Below are 20223 nucleotides of genomic sequence, written 5' to 3'. Positions count from 1 at the left end.
CGGCCGTGCTCGCAGACCGTACGGCGGCCGTCCTCGGGAGCGTCGCGTCTCGGCGTACGTTTCCCCGCGGGGTGTTTGTCGCGGGCTCGGGCGCGCGGCTATCCAGCCGCCATGTCGGGGCCGGGCAGGAGCGTGTCGTCCAATCGGCAGCCCAGCTCCCGGAGTCCGCGGGCGATGGCCGTCGCGCGGCGGCGGAGTTCGGCGACCTCGGCGGGCTCGGCGGCCGCTCCGTCCCGTCCCTCGCCGGGCGTCACGCCTTCCACGGGGGACGGCGGAGGCGGCGTCGCGGCGGTCACCGCGTCCCACGCCTCACGGGCGACGGCGTCCGCCACCCGGTCGTCGATGGGGGCCCCGGCGCGGGGAGCCGGGCTTTCCGTGCCCGTGGCGGCGTCGGCCGTACCGCCACGACCGCCCGCGGACGGGACGGCCGGTCCTTGTTCTCCGGCCCCGGCGGGCACTCCCGGCCGGCCGGGGTCATCGGGTCGCCCCGACATCCCGGTGCGCCGCAGATACTCCTCCACGGCCATGCGCGCCTCGCGGGCGTCGGCCGACTCGGTGGGCTGGTGCGGATGGCCTGGCTCCGACGTCGTCATGGTCGGCAACCTAACGGCGGGCCGCACCCCGGTGGCCGCGCCACGCCAGGGACACGGCCCCGGTGGGGCGTCAGCTGTTGTGCCTGGCCAGGCTGTAGACGAGGACGAACGCGGCGACCGCCATCACGGCGATGTGGAGCCAGGCCGGAGCGGCGGTGGCGTCGGCGGCGGCCGTCAGCACCGTCGAGGCGTCGGTAGGGGTCGGGGTGAACGAGGTCATCGTTGCCTCCTGCTGGATGTCGACAGGTCGTCGACAGGACGGAACCCGCCCGCCCCGGGGGGCGGGCGGGGTCGGATCAGTGCCGGGAGCGCCGCCCGTTGGCGATCCCGGCGACGTGCAGGGCCAGGGCCGCCAGCCCGAGCAGCATGACGTTCGCCGAGGTGAACACCTCGTTGGTGGTGATCTCGGCGACGTTGATCAGAAACGCGATGATGAACAGCACCGCTGCGGCTATGCCCAACATGTTCCGACTCCCTTGTCCTGTCATGGTCAGAGGTGTCGTGTACCCCCGTATCCGCGCCGCAGCCCCCACACGCCCGGGGTTGTGACGGGACGACCGTCCGAACTGCTCCCACGCCCCGGGGCGGTGGGGCGTCCACGGCGAGCGGAGATACAGTCACCGCACGTCAGACGCTGTTCCTGCCCAGGGGGGTACCCATATGTCCATGTCGACTCCGATACCGAGCCGCAGAGCGGCGCTCGCGGCGCTGACCGGGGCGGCGGTGGGCGCGTCCCTGCCGTTCGCACCGACCGCCTTCGCCGCACCGACCGCCCCGAACGCACCGACCGCCCCCGCCGTCCCGGCGACGACCGGCTCCGCCGTGTCCGGTGCCCCCGGTGGCCGGCTGCCGATGGTCGCCGATCCGTGCGACCCCTGGCACTTCGGCGCCCACCCGGCCGGTGCGCTGACCACCCGGCACGTCGGCGGGTCTCCCCCGCTGCTCGAGGTCTCGGACGACAAGGGCGTTCTCGCCACCTTGACCACCGGGGCCGCGACCGTCACGCTGCGCGGGCCGCGGCGCTGGTTCACGGAGCAGAAGAAGCCCTTCGCCGACGAGTTCGACCGGACCCTGCCGGCCGGGAAGACCGGCTGGGGCTCCTCCCCCGGCGGCGGCACCTGGGCGACGTACAACGGGCCCGACACGCAGTACTTCCTGGAGGCCGGCCGGGCGGTCGTCCTCCTCGACCGTGCGGAGGCCGGCTCCAGCCGGCATGCGCTGCTCCCCGACAAGGCGGTCGGCGACATCTCCGCGGCCGCCCGCTTCTCCTTCGACAAGGTGCCCGGTGGTGCCCCCGCGTCCCTCGCGCTCACCTTCGCGGTCACGGACGTGAGCAACCACTACCGGGCCCGGCTGATCGTCACCCCGGCGGGCGAGGTCCAGCTCGCCCTGGAGAAGGCGCTCGCCAACGACGCGACCACCCTCGGCGCGGCCGTCACGGTCGGCACCGGCTTCGCGGCCTACGACCACTGGTGGGTACGGGTGGAGAAGACGGGATCCCTGCTGCGCGCCCGCGCCTGGCGGCACGGTTCCGACGAGCCGCGGGAGATCTGGCACCACAGCCTGCGCGACCCCGAGAAGGACCCCGCGAAGGTCTTCGACACGGGCACCGTCGGCGTCCGCGCCCAGGCCGCGTCCGGGGCCGCGGTGACGCTGCAGGCGCGGGTCTACGACTTCCGGGTCGACGCGGCGGAGTGGGCCGACCCGCCGGTCGTCTCCCACGACACCTGGGTGCGGGTCCTGCCGGAACCGTTCGACGGCACCTGGACGCCCGCCCTGGAGCAGCGCGTCCGCGCCTGGGCCGGTGACACGTCCCCCGACGCCCTCGCGTACGCCTCCATGTACCGGCCCTTCGCCCCCGATGTCACCGATCCCGCGCTCCCGGGGGCGCGGGTGCTCGGCCAGTCCGGGTACAGCAAGCCCGACGCACAGGGGCTGCGCGTCATCGGCGCCGACTTCCACGAGTACATGGGGCGCGACTGGACCTTCCCGGCGAGCGGCGAGACGGTGGCGTCGGACCCGGAGTTCGCGGGCTGTCTCGACTGCTCCGGCTTCGTGCGGATGGTGTACGGCCACCACCTCGGCATCCCGATGGTCGCCCATCGCGGCTTCGACGGCCGCACCCTGCCGCGCACGTCCAGGGACCAGTCCGCCCACGGTCCCGGAGTCGTGGTGGCCAAGGGCACGACCGCCGCGCCGTCGCTGGCCGCCCTGCGGATCGGGGACGTGGTCTTCTTCGACGCGACCGCCCCGGACCCGGCGGACCCCGAGGCCGCCGAGGGGGTCGTCGACCACACCGGCATCTACCTCGGCCAGGACCGGCACGGCGATCTGCGGTTCGTCTCCAGCCGCAAGACGCCGAACGGTCCGACCCTCGCCGACCTCGGCGGCAGGTCGATCCTCAACGGCCGGAAGACGGAGGACGGGAAGAAGGGGGAGCTGTACACGGACTCGCTCCGGGTCGTCCGCAGGTTCTGACACCCGGGCCGGGTTTCGACCCCGCCGCCGGGCCGGCCGTTTTCTAGCCGGCCCAGCGGCCCGTCATGAAGGCCATCGCGAAGACCGCGGCCAACGGCACGGTCAGGGTCAGATAGACGCTCGCGAACCGCGGCCTGCGGCCGGCCCAGTGGGCGAGGCCGATCCACAGGGGCCACCACAGGAGGGTGGCGCGCGGGATCGAGGTGTACCAGTAGGAGGTGCCGAGGGCCCAGAGGCTGAGGGCGATGTAGAGGGCTTCGGGCCAGCGGCGCCGGTGGGCCAGGAAGCCGAAGAGGGCCAGACCGACGACCATCGCGACGAGTTCCGCCTGGAACATGAAGGCGTACGGCGTGGTCTGGCCGTGGTCGAAGGCGGAGTCCCAGGTGTGGGACCAGGCCGTCCAGGGGGCGTGGAAATCGCGGTACCAACCGCGTTCCTGGGCGTGCTTCCAGGCCATCCAGTCGCCCGTGTGGGCGTGCAGGTACAGGGTGTAGAGGGCGGGCGGGACGGCGGGGAGGGCCGTCCAGGGCAGCCGCCGCCAGTGGCTCCGGTCGGCGCGGGCCGCCAGGAGGAAGTGCAGGGCGATCGCGGTGGCGAGGAAGAGGCCGCTCACCCGGACCGTGGTGGCCAGTGCGGTCAGCACCGAGGCGAGGGCCCAGGCATGGCGCCGGGCGGCGAGCCAGGCGGGCAGCGCCAGGGCGAGGAACAGGGCCTCCGTGTAGCCGACGGCCAGGAAGATCCCGCAGGGCGAGACCAGCAGGAAGAGGACGGCACGGCGGGCCCCCGCCGTGCCGGGCAGATGGTGGCGGGCGATGCGCGCCAGGGACAGGACGGCGACCGCCCCGGCGCCGAGCGAGATCAGCAGCCCGGCCGCCGTCCAGTGCGGGACCACGAGGTGCACGGCCCGCAGGAGCAGGGGGAAGCCGGGGAAGAACGCCTCGCGGTTGTCTCCCCCGGTACCGCCGCCTGCCCCGGCGGAGTCCCCGGAGGCCGGGCCGGGGTCGGGGAAGTAGCCGTCCTGGGCGATGTGGAGGAAGTGCCCCCAGTCCCAGTGCTCGAAGGGAGTGAGCACACCGGCGGCCTCGTGGGCCTCCCCGGCGGCGGGGAAGAGCCACCGGGAGCAGTACGCCATGATCCACAGGCCCGCCCGGGTGGCCAGGTAGAGGCAGAGCACCTCCGCGTCGTCGCGCCGGAGCCGCAGCGCCCGCCGGACGCGCCTCGCGCGCCCCGGGACTCCGCCCGCGGCCGTGTGCTCGGGGCCGCCGGCCGTCGCGGTGCACGGCGCGGTGCGAGGAGGGGCGGCGAGGGGCGCCGCGGGGGCGGGCCGGCGTATCTCGGGGGGCGAAACGGGCATGCGGCGCTCTCTCGGGTGGTGGTGGGCGTGCTCGACCGCCCCGGGAGCCGTGCGTGAGCGGCGCGGGGCGGAGGGGAGCCGGATCGGGTCCCGGCGGAGGGGGCCGGGTCAGGGCTGGGTGGACGTGCCGGGTCAGGGCTGGGTGGACGTGGCTCCGCCGCGGGGCGGCTCGGTGACGGTCCCGAAGGGGCCGTCGGTACCCAGGGACGTCGGGGTGGAGGAGGGCGGCGTGGTGTTCGAGGGGGCGGTGGTGGCCGAGGGGGACAGACGGCTGGTCGGTGCGGGGAGCGGGGGCGAGGGGCTGGTGGCCGGGGGCTGGGGCGACGGGCCGCCGCTCACCAGGACGGCCGCGGCCACGCCGCCGCCGAGGGCGAGGCAGACGGCGGCGGTGAGACCGGCGACGTGGCGCCGTCTCGCCTGCCTGCCGCGCTCGGCGATCCGCGCGAACGGCGGGGCGTCGGCGCGGGCCTGTCCGGAGCTCGCCGCCTGCTGGAACAGTCGCCGCAGCGGGTCGTGGGGATCAGGCACCGGGGGCCTCCTCAATGCGTGGGTCCTGCAGCCGGTCGGCGAGTGCGGTCCGCGCGCGGACCAGGTGCGTCTTGACGGTGCTGGGTGACATGCCGGTCTCCGCGGCGATCTGCTCCACCGTGAGGTCGCACAGGTAGTGCAGGGTCACGGCGCGGCGCTGACGGTCCGGCAGCCCCCGCAGTGCCTCCACGAGAACGACCTCCTCGGGGCCCGGACCCGCGACGTCGGGCGGCGCGCCGGTCCGTCTCCAGGCTTCGGCGGAGCGCCTCCCGAACCGCCAGCGGCTCACCGCGAGGCGCCAGGCGACCGTTCTGATCCAGGCCTCCGGCTGCCCGTTCCGGTCCAGCTGCCGTCGCCTGGCCCAGGCCTTGACGAAGGCCTCCTGCACCACGTCCTGCGCCTCGTGCAGGTCCCCGAGCATCACGTACAGGTGCCCGGTCAGACGTGCGACCGTCTGGGCGTAGAACTCTTCGAACTCCTCGACGGTCAACAGCCACTCCTGGATCTCTCTCGCTTCACTCCGCATACGCCCGGCGCCCCGCGTCCGGTCGACACGGGAGGCGAGTTCGTGGGGTGACGCTCGTCACGCCGGGGGCGTCGTACCGATCCTGCCGGGCGCGCGGCGGCGGGCATCGCGCCCAGGGCGTGTCGGCGCGCGGCGGGCGAAGGGCCACGGCGGCGGGCCGGGCGGGCCCGGGAGCGGCGTTCGAGTGGTCCGGGCGTCGCGCGGGAGCTTCCCGGGTAGGCGGACGGTGTGAGTTACGTGAACCCCGGCGGGGGCTACTCCCGGGACAGCCGGTACCTCGACGCCCGGATCACCGCCGACGGCAGGGACGGCTTCGCGGTGGAGCCTGGCCGCTACCGGCTGGTGGTCAGCCGGGCCTGCCCCTGGGCGAGCCGGGCGGTGATCGTGCGGCGGCTCCTCGGTCTGGAGGAGGCGCTCTCGATGGGGATCGCCGGGCCGACGCACGACGAGCGGAGCTGGACCTTCGACCTGGATCCCGGCGGCCGCGATCCCGTGCTGGGCATCGAGCGGCTCCGGGAGGCGTACCTCGCGCGGGATCCGGAGTACGACCGGGGCGTCACGGTGCCGGCGATCGTGGACGTGCCGAGCGGCAAGGTCGTGACGAACGACGTTCCGCGGATCACCCTCGACATGGAGCTGGAGTGGCGGGCGTTCCACCGCGAGGGGGCTCCGTCGCTCTACCCGGAGGAGCTGCGCGCGGAAATCGACGCGGTGAACGACGTCGTCTACCGCGAGGTGAACAACGGCGTCTACCGCGCCGGGTTCGCCGGCTCCCAGGAGGCGTACACCACCGCGTACGACCGGTTGTTCGCCCGGCTCGACTGGCTGTCGGAGCGCCTCGAAGGATCCCGTTACCTGGTGGGCGACACCCTCACGGAAGCGGACGTACGCCTGTTCACCTCGCTCGTCCGCTTCGACGCCGTCTACCACGGTCATTTCAAGTGCAACCGCCACAAGCTCTCCGAGATGCCGGTGCTGTGGGCCTACGCCCGGGACCTCTTCCAGACGCCCGGATTCGGCGACACGGTCGACTTCGAGGACATCAAGCGGCACTACTACGTGGTGCAGAGCGACATCAATCCCACCGGGGTCGTACCGGCCGGCCCGGACCTGTCGGGCTGGGTCGCGCCGCACGACCGGGCGGAGCTGGGCGGCCGGCCGTTCGGCGACGGGACCCCGCCCGGGCCGGTGGCCGCCGCCGAAGCCGTACCGGCGGGGCACACACCGCTGCGTTCCTGACCCGAGCCGCTCCCGCCGGCCCGGGAGTTCCCGGGTGCGGCCGCGACGCGAGGTCAGGACTCGTACCCGCGGTGAGGACGCGAGGTCAGGACCCGCGGTTAGGACGCGACGGGCGTGCCGGCGGGCGCCGCGTCGGTCTCCGGCTCTCGGGGCGGGTCGCCGAGCTGGTCGCGGAGGTAGTTCCAGACCACGGCGATCAGCGCCGCCGCCGGTACGGCGAGCAGGCTGCCCACGATGCCCGCCAGGCTGCCGCCCAGGGTCACCGCAAGGAGGACCACCGCCGCGTGGAGGCCGAGGCCCCGGCTCTGGATCATGGGCTGGAAGACGTTGCCCTCGAGCTGCTGCACCACGACGATGATGGCGAGGACGATCAGCGCGTCCGTCGGCCCGTTGGACACCAGGGCGATGAGGACCGCGACGAAACCGGCGAAGAGGGCGCCCACGATGGGGACGAACGCCGACACGAAGGTCAGCACCGCCAGCGGCAGCACCAGCGGCACGCCCAGGATCCACAGGCCGAGGCCGATGAAGACGGCGTCGAGGAGTCCGACCAGCGCCTGGGAGCGGACGAACGCCCCCAGGGTCTCCCAGCCGCGTTCGGCGACGATCGGGACGTCGGTGGACAGCCGGCCGGGGAGCTGGCGGGTCAGCCAGGGCAGGAAGCGCGGGCCGTCCTTGAGGAAGAAGAACATCAGGAAGAGCGCCAGGACGGCCGTCACCAGACCGTTGATGACGGTGCCCACGCCGGTGACGACGGCGGAGACCATGCTGCCGACGCTGTCCTGGATCCGGGCGATCGCGGAGTCGAAGGCGCCGGTGATCTGGTCGTCGCCGATGTTCAGCGGCGGCCCCGCGGCCCACTCGCGCAGTCTCTGGATGCCCTCGACGACGCCGTCGGTCAACTCGCCCGACTGGGATGCCACCGGTACGGCGATCAGCGCCACGATGCCGGCGGCGACCAGGAGGAAGAGCACCGTCACCACGGACGCGGCGAGGGCGGGGGGCCAGCCGCGGCGGCGCAGGACCCGGGCCAGGGGCCAGGTCAGGGTGGTCAGGAAGAGGGCCACTATGAGCGGCCAGACGACCGACCACATCCGGCCGAGGAGCCAGAGGGCCACCCCGGCCATCACCAGGACCAGCAGCGACTCGGCCGAGACGCGCGCCGTCGTGCGGAGCGCACCGGCGACTTTTCCAGAGTTCAACGTGGCAGACATGAGGGCCACCCTATTGATACTCCCGCCGTGGCTCGATGTCGCCGTTGGTCGAGGGCACGGTCCCGGGCCGCTGACGACCCGTCAGTCGCCCGGAGCGGGCTCCGCCTCCCAGCGCAGCAGATCGCCCGGCTGGCATGCGAGCACCTCGCAGAGCGCGGCGAGCGTCGCGAAGCGGACCGCCTTCGCGCGGCCGTTCTTCAGCACCGCGAGGTTGGCCGGCGTGATGCCGACGCGTTCGGCCAGCTCCCCCACGGACATCTTCCGTCTGGCCAGCATGACGTCGATGTCGACGACGATCGGCATCAGATCACCTCGTCCAGCTCGGCCCGCATCTTTGTCGCCTCGACGTCGAGGGCGACGGCCTGGGCGAGCAGCATCCGCAGGACGAGCACGATGAGCGCGAGACCGAGGACGGCGAGGCCGGCCCCGCCGACGAGAAGGACGATGCCCGGCGCGACGGCCTCGCCGGGGGCGAGGACCGTCCCGAGCGCGAAGACCAGGACCGCGGCCGCGACGAAGGCGCCGATCACGATGTGGACGTAGCGGAAGGCCGCATGGGAGAAGACGGTGCCGCGTCTCACCATCGTCACGAGCCGCCACACGCAGACCAGGACGACCTCCGCCGTCACGAATCCGAGGACGATGATCACGAGGAGCGGGGTGCGCAGATACGCGTACTCCGGCTTGAGCCCCTCCATGTCGGCGGCAAGCAGCGGCACCATCACCGCCTGGACGAACACCGATCCGGCGAACAGCGCCACGAGTACGGCGCGCAACGCGAGCACGGTCAGTCTTCCCATGATCTCTCCCTCGATCGAGCTACGATGGAAATCTATCGAGAAACGATAGGTGAGGGCAAGTGCGGGAGAGACGCCGTCGTCCGCGGGATTCAGTCCGCGGGATTCAGTCGGCGGGATTCAGTCGGCGGGGTTCAGTCGGCAGGGTTCAGCCGAGGCCGTCGGGCGGCCAGCCCGTGCGGCGCAGGTACTCCCCGTACAGCGCCTGGCAGCGGGTCGCGTGGGAGCCGCCGAGCCAGGGCTTGCCGGGGCCGAGGAAGTGGATGATCCTCGGGCGGGCCCCGTACTCCTCGTCCAGGACCTCGTCCTCGGCGGGGCAGTTCCACTCCTGGGGGAACTCCGCCCACCGTCCGCCGGCGACGGCGTTGAGCGCCTCCTGGTCCGCGAAGCGCATGGCGGGGTGCGCGCGGGCGTAGGCGAGGGCGCGCTCGCGGACGCGCTGGGCCTTCCAGCGGTCGAGGTCGATGACCATCACACCGGCGTTGAAGTACCTGGCGCGGGCGTCGAACCCGAGCTCCCGGTGGTCCGGCACGCCGTACGGGGACGAGACGTACGGGATGCCCTTGTCCTGGGCGGCCGCGAAGGGGTGCCCGCCGAGGCCGACCCGCCAGAGCGGCGAGGTGTCCCCCAGGACCAGCACGTCGGCGTCGAGGTAGATCATCCGCCGGTAGACGGGCGGCAGCAGCTCGGGCAGGAACCAGCGTCCGTAGACGTTGCGGTTGAGGTGCGGCACGAACTCGTGGTCGGAGAGCGGCAGTCCGTCCAGCTCGTCCAGGGACGGCAGCCGCAGGAAGTCGACGCTCGCCCCGTCGCTCCAGGCGGCGGCGAGACGGTCCCGTGAGCGCTCGGATATCCCGAGGTCGAGGACGACGAACTCCAGCTTCGCGCCCGCCGCGTGGAGATCGGCGTGGTGCTCGATGAGCGAGCGCCCCACGACCGCCAGCGGCAGGGCGTACGCCTCGTCGACCGCGAACCCCACACAGCTCCGCACACCCCGCTCCACCCGGACCTCCCCCGTCGCTGGAGTCCTCGCCCCGGGCGTCGCCCGCCAAACGCCGTCCGGGACGTCGATTCGGTCGCCCCGAGGGGTGAGGCGCGTCTCATCGGTGCGGTCGCGCTTGTGTATGCAACTCGTTGCATACGAGGATCGGGGCATGGCACTCGAACACGCGATCCTCGTGTCGCTGCTGGAGCAGCCGGGCTCCGGCTATGAGCTGGCCCGGCGGTTCGAGCGGTCCATCGGGTACTTCTGGACCGCCACGCACCAGCAGATCTACCGCGTGCTCAAGCGCATGGAGACCGACGGCTGGGTGGACGTCCGCGAGGTGTCCCAGCAGGGCCGCCCGGACAAGAAGGAGTACTCCGTCGCCCCGCGCGGGCGGGAGGCCCTGTCCGAGTGGCTGCACGAGCCGATCGAGCCGGAGAGTGTCCGCCACGACCTCGCCGTGAAGATCCGCGGCGCCGCCTTCGACGATCCGGCCGCGCTGATCCACGAGGTCGAACGGCACCACCGGGCCCACACCGACCGGCTGGCGCGCTATCTCGCGGGCGAGCTGCGCGACTTCACCGGAGCCCAGGCGCCCCGGCCCGCCGGCCCGCCCGACGCGGGGCGCGAGCTCCAGCACGTGGTGCTGCGCGGCGGCATCGCGTACGAGCGGATGACGCTCGCTTGGCTCGACGACGTCCTCGCCACCCTGCGCGGCCTCGGCCGGACCGGGCACTGAACGCCCGGAACCCCGCCGCGCCGCACCCCCAGCCCTTCTTCTCTCCCCTTCGTTACCGACTCGACCCGACGCCGGAAAGGCGGACACCCATGGCCGACCCGCTGCTGTTCAACCCGCGTACGTACGACCCGGCCCACTTCGATCCCGAGACGCGCCGGCTGCTGCGCGCCACCGTCGACTGGTTCGAGGACCGCGGCAAGCGCCGGCTGATCGAGGACTACCGCTCCCGCGCCTGGCTGGGCGACTTCCTCGCGTTCGCGGCCAAGGAGGGGTTGTTCGCCACCTTCCTCACCCCCGCCTCCGCCGCCGACGGCGCGGAGGACAAGCGCTGGGACACCGCCCGGATCGCCGCCCTCAACGAGATCTTCGGCTTCTACGGGCTCGACTACTGGTACGCCTGGCAGGTCACCATTCTCGGCCTGGGCCCGGTCTGGCAGAGCGACAACGCCGCTGCCCGCGCCCGGGCGGCCGAACTCCTCGGCCAGGGCGAGGTGTTCGCCTTCGGCCTCTCCGAGAAGAGCCACGGCGCGGACATCTACTCCACGGACATGCTGCTGGAGCCGGACGGGCAGGGCGGCTTCCGCGCCACCGGCTCGAAGTACTACATCGGCAACGGCAACGCCGCCGGTCTTGTCTCCGTCTTCGGCCGCCGCACGGACGTCGAAGGCCCGGACGGTTACGTCTTCTTCGCCGCCGACAGCCGCCACCCGGACTACCACCTGGTGAAGAACGTCGTCGACTCCTCGAAGTACGTGAGCGAGTTCCGGCTGGAGGGCTACCCGGTCGCCGCCGAGGACGTCCTGCACACCGGACGCGCCGCCTTCGACGCCGCCCTCAACACCGTCAACGTCGGCAAGTTCAACCTCTGCACCGCCTCGATCGGCATCTGCGAGCACGCGATGTACGAGGCCGTCACTCACGCCCACCAGCGCATCCTCTACGGCCGCCCCGTCACCGCGTTCCCGCACGTACGCCGCGAGCTGACCGACGCGTACGTCCGTCTCGTCGGCATGAAGCTGTTCAGCGACCGCGCCGTCGACTACTTCCGCTCCGCGGGCCCCGACGACCGCCGCTACCTCCTCTTCAACCCGATGACGAAGATGAAGGTGACCACCGAGGGCGAGAAGGTCATCGACCTCATGTGGGACGTCATCGCCGCCAAGGGCTTCGAGAAGGACAACTACTTCGCCCAGGCCGCGATCGAGATCCGTGGACTGCCCAAGCTGGAGGGCACCGTCCACGTCAACCTCGCGCTGATCCTCAAGTTCATGCGCAACCACCTGCTGGACCCGGCCGAGTACGCGCCCGTGCCGACCCGGCTGGACGCGGCCGACGACGCCTTCCTCTTCCGGCAGGGGCCGGCCCGGAGCCTGGGCTCCGTACGCTTCCACGACTGGCGCGCCGCCTACGACGCGTACGCCGAGGTGCCGAACGTGGCCCGCTTCCGCGAGCAGGCGGACGCCCTGTGCGCGTTCGTCACCACCGCCGCCCCCGACGAGGAGCAGAGCCGCGACCTGGACCTGCTGCTCGCGGTCGGCCAGCTGTTCGCGCTCGTCGTGCACGGCCAGCTGATCCTGGAGCAGGCGCGCCTGACCGGTCTCGACGCGGACGTGCTGGACGAACTGTTCGCCGTCCTCGTCCGGGACTTCTCCGCGCACGCCGTCGAGCTGCACGGCAAGGACTCCGCCACGGCCGCGCAGCAGAGCTGGGCCCTGGAGGCCGTCCGGCGTCCCGTCGTCGACGAGGCCCGTTCGGGCCGCGTGTGGGAGCGGGTGGAGGCGCTGGCCGGGGCGTACGAGATGGCGCCGTGACGGGTGACTCCGTGACGGCGTGACGGCCGGGGGGACGCGCCGTTCGCGGTGGTCGGTGGCGCCGACGACCGCGAGCGGCGCCGCCGGCCGCCGGCCGGCCCCGTCCGTGGGGGCTACTGCAGGACCGCTTCGGCCCGCATGGCGAGGAAGTTCGCCTTGTACGCGTCGTGCGTGGCGGCGCCGGGCACCCGGATCAGGGCCTCGTCGTTGTCGCGCAGCGAGGAGACGTCCAGATTGTGCGAGCCGGTGAAGGTCCACTTCGTGTCGGGGTGGCCCGCGTAGTTGCCCTCGACGAGCAGGTACTTCGAGTGGACGAAGTACCCGTCGGCGTCGAGGCGGTAGGGCTTGATCCGCGGGTGGCCCTGGAGGGTGGCGAGGTCGTTGGAGTCCTTGTAGACCACCTCGATCCAGCAGTCCTGGTTCGCGAGCGAGCGGAGCTTGGCGGCGATCGCGTCGCGGTGCAGGGCCCAGGCGGCGATCCGCACGACGGTCTTGTGGGAGGCGCTGCCGACCGTGGTGTTGCCGGTGCAGGAGACGTTGTCGAGGAAGCCGAGGACGATGTCGCCGCTCTTCTGCGGGAAGAGGTAGTACTTGAGGTCGCCGGCCTCGCCCTGCCGGTAGTAGTCGTCCGTCTTGACCATGGCGGCGAGGTCGTTGAAGTAGCCGGTGTAGGCCGTGTAAAGCGCCGTGTTGCCGACGACGGTGTAGGCGTTGTTCCACTGGCGGGCGGTGGCCGAGACGGTCTGGTTGGCGGAGCTCTGGACGACCACGTCCTCGGCGACTCCCGCGTCGCCGACGCGGGAGAAGGTGAAGAACTTGTTGTGGTTGTACGGGTTGGTGCCGCCCTGGGCGATGCAGGCGCCGCCTTCGGTGCACACCCGGACCCACGAGCGCTGCGTACGGTCGGTCCCGAGGGCGTTGACCAGCTTCTGGGCCGGTGCCGGGGCGGGGGCCTCGACCGACTTGTGGTCGAGGACGACGCGGACGTTGACGCCACGGTTGTGCGCCGCCACAAGGGCGTCGGTGTACTCCTGGTCCTGCATCACATAGAGGGCCGCCCGCAGGGTGCGGCCGCTCTGGGTGTCGTCGATCGCCCTGATGATGTGGTCCTTGACGGCATCCTGTTCGGCGGCCGTCCCCTTCGGGTTGTTGAAGACCGCGCCGGTGGTGAGCGGCGGGGCGTCCTCGGCGGCGGCGGGCGCGACGGCCGAGAGCATCAGGGTGAGGGCGACCGAGACGGTCGCCCAGAGGCGCTGACGGATGATTCCTCCTCAGGTGACTGGTGGCATGAGCCTGCCATGCACCTGCGGAGCGTTCGCGGGAGGGTCCTGCCGTGAGGAGGGGCCGACCCGGACGAGAAAACAACCGCGGCGGCGAGCCGGAAAGCCGGGCCTGTCCGGCCCTTCTTTCCGGCTCGCCGCCGCTTCGTCCGCCGTGCCCCGGCGCGGCCCGTCGTCAGCCGGGCCAGGTGCCGGTCAGCTTACGGGTGGCCTGGGCGCCCGACCGGTCGACGGCCGCCTTGACGACCGCGAAGACGGCGCCCTGGATCGCCGCGGCGAGCAGGATCTCCCGCCAGGAACGCTCCTCGTCCGTGGCGTCCGGGGCGTCGTCCTCGTGGGCGATCATCTTCCAGGTCTGCTTGAACAGCGCGCCGGCCAGCATGCCGCTGATCGTGCCGAGGGTCAGACCGACCGGCTTGTAGGCGATTTTGGAGGCTTTCACCAGCACCTTCCCTTCCGTGAACGGCGTGCCGCGCGAGCGCGGCGCGCGAGGAGCAGGATGCCCAGGACGCTCGCGCCCGCTCCGGCGAGCAGCGCGGTGCGGTTCTCCCGGGCGATCCGTGCCGTACCGCCGGCCTTCTCCCGGACCGGCTGCGGGGTCTTCTCCTGGACGAGCCGGCCCGCCTGCCCGGTCTTGTCGCGGAGCCCGTCCGCGGCGTGCCCTGCCTTCTCGCGGATCCCTTCCGCGGCCCGGCCGGCCTTGTCCTGTGCCGGTTCGACGGCCTGCCCCTTCACCCGGTGGACGGCGTGCGCCGCCTTCTCCCGCACCTGTGTGGTGACCTCGGCGGCCTTCTGCCCCGCCTCCGCTCTGACGTCGGCGGCCTTCTCCCGTACCTGCGCTGCCTTCAGTTCGGCCTCCGCCTTCACGTCCGCGGCCTTCTCCTTCGCCCGGGACTTGACGTCCGCCTTGGCGGCCAGCGCCTCGACGGTCACGCCCAGCTCCTCACGGGTCCGTTCGACCTGGGCCCGGAGCTCCTCGGGCGTGGTGGCGGCATCCTCGCCGGACCGTTCGGCGTGCGGGTTCCCCGCGCTGTCGTGTCGCTTGTCGGAAGTCATCGGTGTGCCTTCTTCTTGATCTCGGCGACGTCTTCCTTGACCGAGGCGACGGCCCGCTCGGGTGTCGCCGGGGTCGCCTTGTCGATCTGCTGCTTGCCCGTCGCGGCCAGCACCGCGGCGATCACGGCCATCACACCGGCGATGATCAGCGCGGACGCCCACACCGGCAGGGCCAGCGCCAGCGCCGCGATGACGGCCGCGGTCAGGGCCTGGAGCGCCAGGAAGCCGAACAGCCCGGCGCCGCCGAACAGCCCGCCGCCGACGCCGAACCGCTTGCCCTTCTGTCTCATCTCCGCCTGGGCGAGCCGCATCTCGTCGCGGACGAGCTGCGACAGCTGCTGGGAGGCGCGCTGGACCAGCTCGCCCACCGGCTCGTCCGAACCGCTCGTATGGCGTTGGCGTTCGACGGTGGCCATGTCTGTTCACCTGTCCTTCTTCGCCGTCGTCGGGTCCTGCCCTGTCACGTCATGTGCCTGCGGCTTCCCCTCCCTCCCGGTCTCACACCCGCCCGGGGGGCTCGTTCCGGCGGCTCCGTCCGGACCCGTCGCCGCCGCGGTGCCGAGGCCCCCGGACTCACTCGGCCCCTCCCATCCGCCGCTTGTCCTGCTCGTCCCAGGCGCGGGTGTCGCGCGGCTCGACGTACGGCTCCTCCTCCTCCGGATGGCCGCCGACGATGGCGCGCTCACGGGCCATCTCGGCGTCGAACTCCAGGCCGAGGAGGATCGCGAGGTTGGTGATCCAGAGCCACAGCAGGAAGATGATCATTCCGGCGACGGTGCCGTACGTCTTGTTGTACGAGCCGAAGTTCGCGACGTAGAAGGCGAACCCGGCGGAGGCGACCATCCAGATGAGCAGCGCGAGGACGCTGCCGGGGGTGATCCACCTGAAGCCCCGGATCTTCGCGTTCGGCGTCGCCCAGAAGAGGAGCGCGATCATCATCGTGACCAGGATCAGCAGCACCGGCCACTTGGCGATCGACCAGACGGTCAGGGCGGTGTCCCCGATGCCGAGCGCGCCGCCGACCTGGCGGGCCAGCTCGCCGGTGAAGACGACGATCAGCGCGCTGACGACCGCGAGGAGCATCAGCGCGATGGTGACCACGAGACGGACCGGGAGGACCTTCCAGACCGGCCGGCCCTCGGGGATGTCGTAGACGGCGTTGGAGGCGCGGATGAAGGCGGCGACATAGCCCGACGCCGACCACACGGCCAGGACGAGACCGACGATCGCCATCAGGGAGCCGATGCCCGCGTTGCCCTGGAGCTGCTCCACCGCGTTGGTGATGACGTCGCGGGCGGCGCCGGGGGTCAGCTTGGCCATGTTGTCCAGCACGCTGTCCGTCGCCGACTTGCCGGCGATTCCCAGCAGCGAGACCAGCACCAGCAGCGCGGGGAAGAGGGACAGCACGCTGTAGTAGGTCAGCGCCGCCGCCCGGTCCGAGAGTTCGTCGTCCTGGAACTCCTTGACGACGCGGCGCAGGATCGCCGTCCAGGACTTCTTCGGCATATCGACCAGCGTGTCCGGGGCGTCCCGCTCCACCGACGCGTCCGGTCCGAAGCTCTCCCCGTCGTGGCCCTTGCCGTCGCCCGCCTTCCCTTCGGCGGGCGCGTCGGGGCGCTTCCCTCGCTTCCGGGCGTCCGAAGCGTGCCGGTTCCTGAAGTCGCTGAGCCGTGTCATGCGCTGCGAGTACCCACACGGCGTGCATGCATGGCCGCCATGTGGGGGCTTCGGGGCGGACGCCCGTTCGGGAGGGGCGGGCGGTCGTACGGGCGGCGTGGAGGGGCGGGAGCGGGGCAGACGTGGTATATGACCGTAGCCAAGACGTGTGTGCTCGTACTCGACTGCGCGGAGCCCGAGCGGCTCGCGGAGTTCTACGCCTCCCTCCTCGGCGCCGACGTGGAAGCCGGCGGGGACCCCGACTTCGTGGTGCTCACCGGCGCCGGCGGGACGCTGCTCGCGATCCGCCGCGACCACGGTTACGCACCACCCAGCTGGCCGCGTCCGGACGACTCCCAACAGGCGCACGTGCGCGTCCTGGTCGCCCCGGAGGACCTGGACGAGGCCGAACGCGAGGCGGTGTCCCTCGGCGCGCGGCCGGTGACGGCGACCTCCCAGCCGTTCGTGCCCACCGCGCGGGAGGGGCGCCGGTTGGAGGAGCGCACCTTCGCCGACCCGGCCGGCCACTCCTTCACGCTCGCCCCCGCCGCACCCGACGCGGGCGTGCGCTGACCGCAGGCCGCACGACGGCGACGCCATGGGGCACCCCATGGCGTCGCCGTCGTGTTGTGGCGCCCAGGGCTCCGCCACATGCTGGATCCAGCGACGGGTGGGCATGGTCCGCCCGGTCGAGGGCACACGGGTGGGGTTCGTTCGAGGGAGAGGGAACCATGACAGCGCAGTCGTCACCGGCCTCTGTGCCCGCCCCGTCGGAGTCCACCATCACCACGGCCGTGCCGTCCCGTCTGGACCGCCTGCCGTGGAGCCGATGGCACTGGATGATCGTGATCGGGCTCGGCACCGTCTGGATCCTGGACGGTCTGGAGGTCACGATCGTCGGCAATGTCGCCGGCCGCCTCGCCGAGGAGGGCAGCGGCCTCGACATCACCTCCGCGCAGGTCACCGGCATCGCCGCCGCCCTGTACGTCGCGGGCGCGTGTCTCGGCGCCCTGTTCTTCGGCTGGCTCACCGACCGTTACGGCCGCAAGAAGCTGTTCATGGTGACGCTGGCCGTCTATCTCGCCGCGACCGCCCTGACGGCGCTGTCGTTCGAGAGCTGGTGGTTCTTCCTCTTCCGGTTCCTCACCGGCTTCGGCATCGGCGGCGAGTACGCGGCCATCAACTCCGCGATCGACGAGCTGATCCCGTCCCAGTACCGCGGCCGCGTCGACCTCATCATCAACGGAAGCTACTGGCTGGGAGCGATCGGCGGCGCCCTGCTGTCCATCGTCATGCTGGACACCGACATCTTCCCCAAGGACCTGGGCTGGCGGCTCAGCTTCGCCCTCGGCGTCGTCCTCGGCCTCGTCATCCTGCTGGTGCGACGGCACGTCCCGGAGAGTCCACGGTGGCAGTTCATCCACGGCCGGGGCGACGACGCCGAGGAGCTGGTCAGCGCGGTCGAGCGGGAGATCGAGGAGGAGAAGGGCGAGCCGTTGCCGCCGCCGGACCGTGAGATCACGATCCACCAGCGCAAGAGCATCGGCTTCGGCCTGATCGCCAAGACGGTCTTCGGGCGCTACCCCCGCCGCGCCGTCCTCGGCCTCTCGCTCTTCATCGGCCAGGCGTTCCTCTACAACGCCATCACCTTCGGCTTCGGCGCCATCCTCACCACCTTCTTCGACGTCCCCACCGGCCAGACCGGCTACTACTTCGCCGTCATCGCCGCGGGCAACTTCGTCGGCCCCCTGCTGCTCGGCAAGCTCTTCGACACCCTCGGCCGCCGCATCATGATCTCGTCGACATATCTGCTCTCCGGCATCCTGCTGTTCGGCACCGCCTGGCTCTTCGACCGCGGTTCGCTGACGGCCACGACGATGACGGCCTGCTGGTGCGTGGTGCTCTTCTTCGCGTCGGCGGGCGCCTCCAGCGCGTACCTCACCGTCTCCGAGGTGTTCCCCATGGAGACGCGCGCCATGGCCATCGCCTTCTTCTACGCCCTCGGCACCGCCGCCGGCGGTATCAGCGGCCCGCTGATCTTCGCCGAGCTCACCGAGTCGGGGGTGGTCGGGGACACCGTGATGGCGTTCCAGATCGGCGCCGGGCTGATGTGCGCGGCGGGTATCGTCGCGGTGTTCCTGGCGGTGAACGCCGAACGGCGCTCGCTGGAGGACATCGCCGAGCCGCTGTCGACGGTTCGGTCGGACGCGGGAACCGACGGCGTCACCGGACCCCGTACCGCCCTCTGACGCCACGGGGTGCCCGCACCGGCCGGTGCGGGCACCCCGCGAGGCCGCGCTGTCGGCGTGGTCAGCGCACCGCCACGGTTTCCTCGCTCAGCGGGACGAAGGGCTGGAGGAAGTCCCCGCTCCCCCGCACCAGACCGTAGGTGGCCTCCGGGACCTCGATCCAGGCGCCCGGCAGCCCGCTGAGCGGTTCGGAGACCACGAGGCGGCTGTCGTCGGAGAGTTCGTCCAGGAACGTCAGGTCGGGGTGGAGACCGCGCAGGGTCTCCACCTCGGCGCTGTAGTAGAGGGAACGCGAGCGCCGTTCACTCGAATAGCGGAAGACCCAGATCCCTTCGCCGTCGGTCACGGCGATCGTCATCTGGAGCGGGTTGTCGACCCCGTGCTCCCGGCCCAGGCTCTCCACATGGCCGGCCATCCGCGCGACCGCCGCCGGCGGGTCCTGGTCCAGGCCGTAGGTGAGGGCCAGGAAGAACATGACCTCGGAGTCGGTCGACCCCTCGATGTCGGCGAAGAGCGACGGATCGATGCGCAGGCACAGATCCCGCCGCAGCCGGTGGAAGTCGTTGATCGCGCCGTTGTGCATCCACAGCCAGCGCCCGTGGCGGAAGGGATGGCTGTTGGTCTGCTGGATCGCGGAACCCGTGGACGCCCGGATGTGGGCGAAGAAGAGGTGGGAGCGGATGTGCGACGAGATCTCGCGCAGATTGCGGTTGTTCCACGCGGGCCCGGTGTCGCGCACCACCGCCGGCGTGGGCAGACCGGGGGTGTACCAGCCGATCCCGAAGCCGTCGCCGTTCGTCGTCTCCACGCCCATGCGCGAGTGCAGGCTCTGGTCGATCAGTGAATGTGCCGGACGGTACAGGACGGAATCCAGGAGCACCGGGGTCCCTGAGTAGGCGAGCCATCGGCACATGCTGTGCGCTCCTTCCCTACCTCCCCCGGCACGTGGGCCCCTCCATCATCACGCGTCGTCAGGGGTGACCGCCAGACGGCACGCCGGAGCGAGCGGCTCCGCATCCCGGCCGGGACCTGCCATACTCCTCACGATGCGTGTCGCACTGATCACAGCGGGCTCCCACGGCGATGTGGCGCCCTTCGCCGGCCTCGGTCACGGGCTGGCCGAGGCCGGTCACGACGTCACCCTGGTGACGCACGAGTCCTTCGCGGACCTGGTGGGCAGGGCCGGTCTCGGCTTCCACGGCCTGCCCGTCGATCCCCGGGCCGAACTGCGGTCGGAACACGGTCGTCGGCTGCTGTCCAGCAGGAGCGGGCCCGGGAAGCTGGCGTGGGTCCTGGCCATGGCGCGGCGGCTGGTCGGCGACATGGCGCAGGGCATGCTGGAGGCGGCCCGGGCGAGCGACGTACTGCTGCTCTCCGGCTCCGTCGCCCCGCTGGGCCAGGCCATCGCCGAGGGGCTGCGGCTGCCGAGCCGGGGCATGTGCCTCCAACCCCTCGCGCCGACCCGCGCGTTCCCTCCGCCCGTCGTGGGCACCCGGTCCTGCGGTGGCACCGGCAACCGGTGGGCCGGGCGGGCGGTCAACGCCGCCCTGGACCTGGTCTTCGACGAGGCGGCCCGCGCCCTGGAGGCGGAACTCGGTGTACCGCACCGTCGTGGGGGGGGGCGGCCCCGGGGCCCCCCCCCCGCCCCCCGGGCCCGGGCCCCCCCCCCCCCCCCCCCCCGCCCCCCCCCCCCCCCCCCCCCCCCCCCCCCCCCACCC

22 protein-coding genes and 1 pseudogene are annotated in these 20223 nt (G+C 72.2%); 7 read left to right on the top strand and 16 right to left on the bottom strand.

From position 1 onward, the window contains the following. Window positions 1-98: 98 nt before the first annotated feature. From ACZ6RC_RS18255 to ACZ6RC_RS18245, 3 genes are all read right to left on the bottom strand, one after another. Window positions 99-593: a hypothetical protein gene (locus ACZ6RC_RS18255; RefSeq protein WP_469584145.1), complete on the bottom strand. Its 495-nt coding sequence runs from the start codon at window positions 591-593 to the stop codon at window positions 99-101. Between the two features lie 70 nt (window positions 594-663). Then, window positions 664-813, bottom strand: a complete 150-nt coding sequence (locus tag ACZ6RC_RS18250) for a hypothetical protein (RefSeq protein ID WP_391136874.1) — start codon at window positions 811-813, stop codon at window positions 664-666. Window positions 814-889: 76 nt separating this feature from the next. After that, on the bottom strand, window positions 890-1057 hold the full coding sequence (locus ACZ6RC_RS18245) for a hypothetical protein (RefSeq protein WP_391136877.1): 168 nt from the start codon (window positions 1055-1057) through the stop codon (window positions 890-892). Window positions 1058-1259: 202 nt separating this feature from the next. On the opposite strand from ACZ6RC_RS18245, the gene ACZ6RC_RS18240 reads away from it, so the two are divergent. Next, on the top strand, window positions 1260-3071 hold the full coding sequence (locus tag ACZ6RC_RS18240) for an NlpC/P60 family protein (protein WP_469584142.1): 1812 nt from the start codon (window positions 1260-1262) through the stop codon (window positions 3069-3071). A gap of 43 nt (window positions 3072-3114) precedes the next feature. Here ACZ6RC_RS18240 and ACZ6RC_RS18235 read toward each other — a convergent pair whose 3' ends face one another. From ACZ6RC_RS18235 to ACZ6RC_RS18225, 3 genes are all read right to left on the bottom strand, one after another. Then, on the bottom strand, window positions 3115-4425 hold the full coding sequence (locus ACZ6RC_RS18235) for a mannosyltransferase family protein (protein WP_469584139.1): 1311 nt from the start codon (window positions 4423-4425) through the stop codon (window positions 3115-3117). A gap of 132 nt (window positions 4426-4557) precedes the next feature. Continuing rightward, window positions 4558-4953: a hypothetical protein gene (locus ACZ6RC_RS18230; RefSeq protein WP_391136886.1), complete on the bottom strand. Its 396-nt coding sequence runs from the start codon at window positions 4951-4953 to the stop codon at window positions 4558-4560. Beyond that, window positions 4946-5443: a SigE family RNA polymerase sigma factor gene (locus tag ACZ6RC_RS18225; RefSeq protein WP_391136889.1), complete on the bottom strand. Its 498-nt coding sequence runs from the start codon at window positions 5441-5443 to the stop codon at window positions 4946-4948. The genes ACZ6RC_RS18230 and ACZ6RC_RS18225 overlap by 8 nt, the downstream gene beginning before the upstream one ends. Window positions 5444-5707: 264 nt before the next feature. Between ACZ6RC_RS18225 and ACZ6RC_RS18220 the strand changes: the two genes are divergently transcribed. Next, window positions 5708-6718, top strand: coding sequence for a glutathione S-transferase family protein (locus ACZ6RC_RS18220; protein ID WP_469584135.1), 1011 nt, complete (start codon window positions 5708-5710; stop codon window positions 6716-6718). A 98-nt stretch (window positions 6719-6816) separates the two neighbouring features. On the opposite strand, the gene ACZ6RC_RS18215 is transcribed toward ACZ6RC_RS18220, so the two are convergent. From ACZ6RC_RS18215 to ACZ6RC_RS18200, 4 genes are all read right to left on the bottom strand, one after another. Beyond that, window positions 6817-7932: an AI-2E family transporter gene (locus tag ACZ6RC_RS18215; RefSeq protein WP_469584132.1), complete on the bottom strand. Its 1116-nt coding sequence runs from the start codon at window positions 7930-7932 to the stop codon at window positions 6817-6819. Window positions 7933-8013: 81 nt separating this feature from the next. After that, window positions 8014-8235 carry a helix-turn-helix domain-containing protein gene (locus ACZ6RC_RS18210; RefSeq protein ID WP_469584129.1) on the bottom strand — a complete coding sequence of 74 codons (222 nt, stop codon included), beginning with the start codon at window positions 8233-8235 and terminating at the stop codon, window positions 8014-8016. Beyond that, window positions 8235-8732 (bottom strand): DUF2975 domain-containing protein, encoded by a 498-nt coding sequence (locus ACZ6RC_RS18205; RefSeq protein ID WP_469584126.1) that lies wholly within the window; start codon window positions 8730-8732, stop codon window positions 8235-8237. Before ACZ6RC_RS18205 ends, ACZ6RC_RS18210 begins: the two co-directional genes overlap by 1 nt. Before the next feature lie 145 nt (window positions 8733-8877). Next, on the bottom strand, window positions 8878-9720 hold the full coding sequence (locus tag ACZ6RC_RS18200; RefSeq protein WP_469584123.1) for a glycosyltransferase family 8 protein: 843 nt from the start codon (window positions 9718-9720) through the stop codon (window positions 8878-8880). 163 nt (window positions 9721-9883) lie between these two features. Here ACZ6RC_RS18200 and ACZ6RC_RS18195 point away from each other — a divergent pair, with 163 nt between their 5' ends. Together ACZ6RC_RS18195 and ACZ6RC_RS18190 are read left to right on the top strand one after the other, a co-directional pair. Beyond that, complete coding sequence (locus ACZ6RC_RS18195; RefSeq protein ID WP_469584120.1) at window positions 9884-10453, top strand: PadR family transcriptional regulator; 570 nt, start codon at window positions 9884-9886, stop codon at window positions 10451-10453. Between the two features lie 89 nt (window positions 10454-10542). Then, window positions 10543-12264 carry an acyl-CoA dehydrogenase family protein gene (locus ACZ6RC_RS18190; RefSeq protein WP_469584117.1) on the top strand — a complete coding sequence of 574 codons (1722 nt, stop codon included), beginning with the start codon at window positions 10543-10545 and terminating at the stop codon, window positions 12262-12264. A 113-nt stretch (window positions 12265-12377) separates the two neighbouring features. Here the strand turns inward: ACZ6RC_RS18190 and ACZ6RC_RS18185 are convergent, their stop codons facing one another. The 5 genes from ACZ6RC_RS18185 to ACZ6RC_RS18165 form a co-directional block, all read right to left on the bottom strand. Continuing rightward, window positions 12378-13481, bottom strand: coding sequence for a phospholipase D-like domain-containing protein (locus ACZ6RC_RS18185; protein WP_469584114.1), 1104 nt, complete (start codon window positions 13479-13481; stop codon window positions 12378-12380). Between the two features lie 238 nt (window positions 13482-13719). Then, entirely contained in the window at window positions 13720-13986 is a 267-nt protein-coding gene (locus tag ACZ6RC_RS18180; protein ID WP_391136917.1) for a DUF4235 domain-containing protein, read from the bottom strand. Then, window positions 13983-14600, bottom strand: a complete 618-nt coding sequence (locus ACZ6RC_RS18175) for a DUF3618 domain-containing protein (RefSeq protein WP_469584110.1) — start codon at window positions 14598-14600, stop codon at window positions 13983-13985. The genes ACZ6RC_RS18180 and ACZ6RC_RS18175 overlap by 4 nt, the downstream gene beginning before the upstream one ends. After that, the gene (locus ACZ6RC_RS18170) at window positions 14597-15016 is read right to left on the bottom strand and encodes a phage holin family protein (protein WP_391136922.1); all 420 of its coding nucleotides are present in this window, start codon (window positions 15014-15016) and stop codon (window positions 14597-14599) included. The genes ACZ6RC_RS18175 and ACZ6RC_RS18170 overlap by 4 nt, the downstream gene beginning before the upstream one ends. A gap of 157 nt (window positions 15017-15173) precedes the next feature. Then, window positions 15174-16277, bottom strand: coding sequence for a YihY/virulence factor BrkB family protein (locus tag ACZ6RC_RS18165; protein ID WP_469584107.1), 1104 nt, complete (start codon window positions 16275-16277; stop codon window positions 15174-15176). Between the two features lie 129 nt (window positions 16278-16406). On the opposite strand from ACZ6RC_RS18165, the gene ACZ6RC_RS18160 reads away from it, so the two are divergent. Together ACZ6RC_RS18160 and ACZ6RC_RS18155 are read left to right on the top strand one after the other, a co-directional pair. After that, the gene (locus ACZ6RC_RS18160) at window positions 16407-16829 is read left to right on the top strand and encodes a VOC family protein (protein WP_391136928.1); all 423 of its coding nucleotides are present in this window, start codon (window positions 16407-16409) and stop codon (window positions 16827-16829) included. Between the two features lie 158 nt (window positions 16830-16987). Beyond that, window positions 16988-18505, top strand: coding sequence for an MFS transporter (locus ACZ6RC_RS18155; RefSeq protein WP_469584102.1), 1518 nt, complete (start codon window positions 16988-16990; stop codon window positions 18503-18505). Between the two features lie 61 nt (window positions 18506-18566). Here ACZ6RC_RS18155 and ACZ6RC_RS18150 read toward each other — a convergent pair whose 3' ends face one another. After that, window positions 18567-19418, bottom strand: a complete 852-nt coding sequence (locus ACZ6RC_RS18150) for a class II glutamine amidotransferase (RefSeq protein WP_453616705.1) — start codon at window positions 19416-19418, stop codon at window positions 18567-18569. On the opposite strand from ACZ6RC_RS18150, the pseudogene ACZ6RC_RS18145 reads away from it, so the two are divergent. Further along, window positions 19417-19683 (top strand): annotated as a pseudogene (locus ACZ6RC_RS18145) (glycosyltransferase); the annotation flags it as partial. The gene ACZ6RC_RS18150 and the pseudogene ACZ6RC_RS18145 sit on opposite strands and share 2 nt — an antisense overlap. Window positions 19684-20223 lie beyond the last annotated feature (540 nt).

This window comes from Streptomyces sp. NPDC048353, from assembly GCF_055587165.1.
Note: the sequence above shows the minus strand (reverse complement) of the source record. Positions and strands in the feature narration are given on the sequence as shown.

Excerpts from the sequence above, each read along its gene's own strand:
- ACZ6RC_RS18255 (WP_469584145.1), bottom strand. The coding sequence starts at position 593 with ATGACGACGTCGGAGCCAGGCCATCCGCACCAGCCCACCGAGTCGGCC.
- ACZ6RC_RS18250 (WP_391136874.1), bottom strand. The coding sequence starts at position 813 with ATGACCTCGTTCACCCCGACCCCTACCGACGCCTCGACGGTGCTGACG.
- ACZ6RC_RS18245 (WP_391136877.1), bottom strand. The coding sequence starts at position 1,057 with ATGTTGGGCATAGCCGCAGCGGTGCTGTTCATCATCGCGTTTCTGATC.
- ACZ6RC_RS18240 (WP_469584142.1), top strand. The coding sequence starts at position 1,260 with ATGTCGACTCCGATACCGAGCCGCAGAGCGGCGCTCGCGGCGCTGACC.
- ACZ6RC_RS18235 (WP_469584139.1), bottom strand. The coding sequence starts at position 4,425 with ATGCCCGTTTCGCCCCCCGAGATACGCCGGCCCGCCCCCGCGGCGCCC.
- ACZ6RC_RS18215 (WP_469584132.1), bottom strand. The coding sequence starts at position 7,932 with ATGTCTGCCACGTTGAACTCTGGAAAAGTCGCCGGTGCGCTCCGCACG.
- ACZ6RC_RS18210 (WP_469584129.1), bottom strand. The coding sequence starts at position 8,235 with ATGCCGATCGTCGTCGACATCGACGTCATGCTGGCCAGACGGAAGATG.
- ACZ6RC_RS18205 (WP_469584126.1), bottom strand. The coding sequence starts at position 8,732 with ATGGGAAGACTGACCGTGCTCGCGTTGCGCGCCGTACTCGTGGCGCTG.
- ACZ6RC_RS18195 (WP_469584120.1), top strand. The coding sequence starts at position 9,884 with ATGGCACTCGAACACGCGATCCTCGTGTCGCTGCTGGAGCAGCCGGGC.
- ACZ6RC_RS18190 (WP_469584117.1), top strand. The coding sequence starts at position 10,543 with ATGGCCGACCCGCTGCTGTTCAACCCGCGTACGTACGACCCGGCCCAC.
- ACZ6RC_RS18185 (WP_469584114.1), bottom strand. The coding sequence starts at position 13,481 with ATGCTCTCGGCCGTCGCGCCCGCCGCCGCCGAGGACGCCCCGCCGCTC.
- ACZ6RC_RS18175 (WP_469584110.1), bottom strand. The coding sequence starts at position 14,600 with ATGACTTCCGACAAGCGACACGACAGCGCGGGGAACCCGCACGCCGAA.
- ACZ6RC_RS18170 (WP_391136922.1), bottom strand. The coding sequence starts at position 15,016 with ATGGCCACCGTCGAACGCCAACGCCATACGAGCGGTTCGGACGAGCCG.
- ACZ6RC_RS18165 (WP_469584107.1), bottom strand. The coding sequence starts at position 16,277 with ATGACACGGCTCAGCGACTTCAGGAACCGGCACGCTTCGGACGCCCGG.
- ACZ6RC_RS18160 (WP_391136928.1), top strand. The coding sequence starts at position 16,407 with ATGACCGTAGCCAAGACGTGTGTGCTCGTACTCGACTGCGCGGAGCCC.
- ACZ6RC_RS18155 (WP_469584102.1), top strand. The coding sequence starts at position 16,988 with ATGACAGCGCAGTCGTCACCGGCCTCTGTGCCCGCCCCGTCGGAGTCC.
- ACZ6RC_RS18150 (WP_453616705.1), bottom strand. The coding sequence starts at position 19,418 with ATGTGCCGATGGCTCGCCTACTCAGGGACCCCGGTGCTCCTGGATTCC.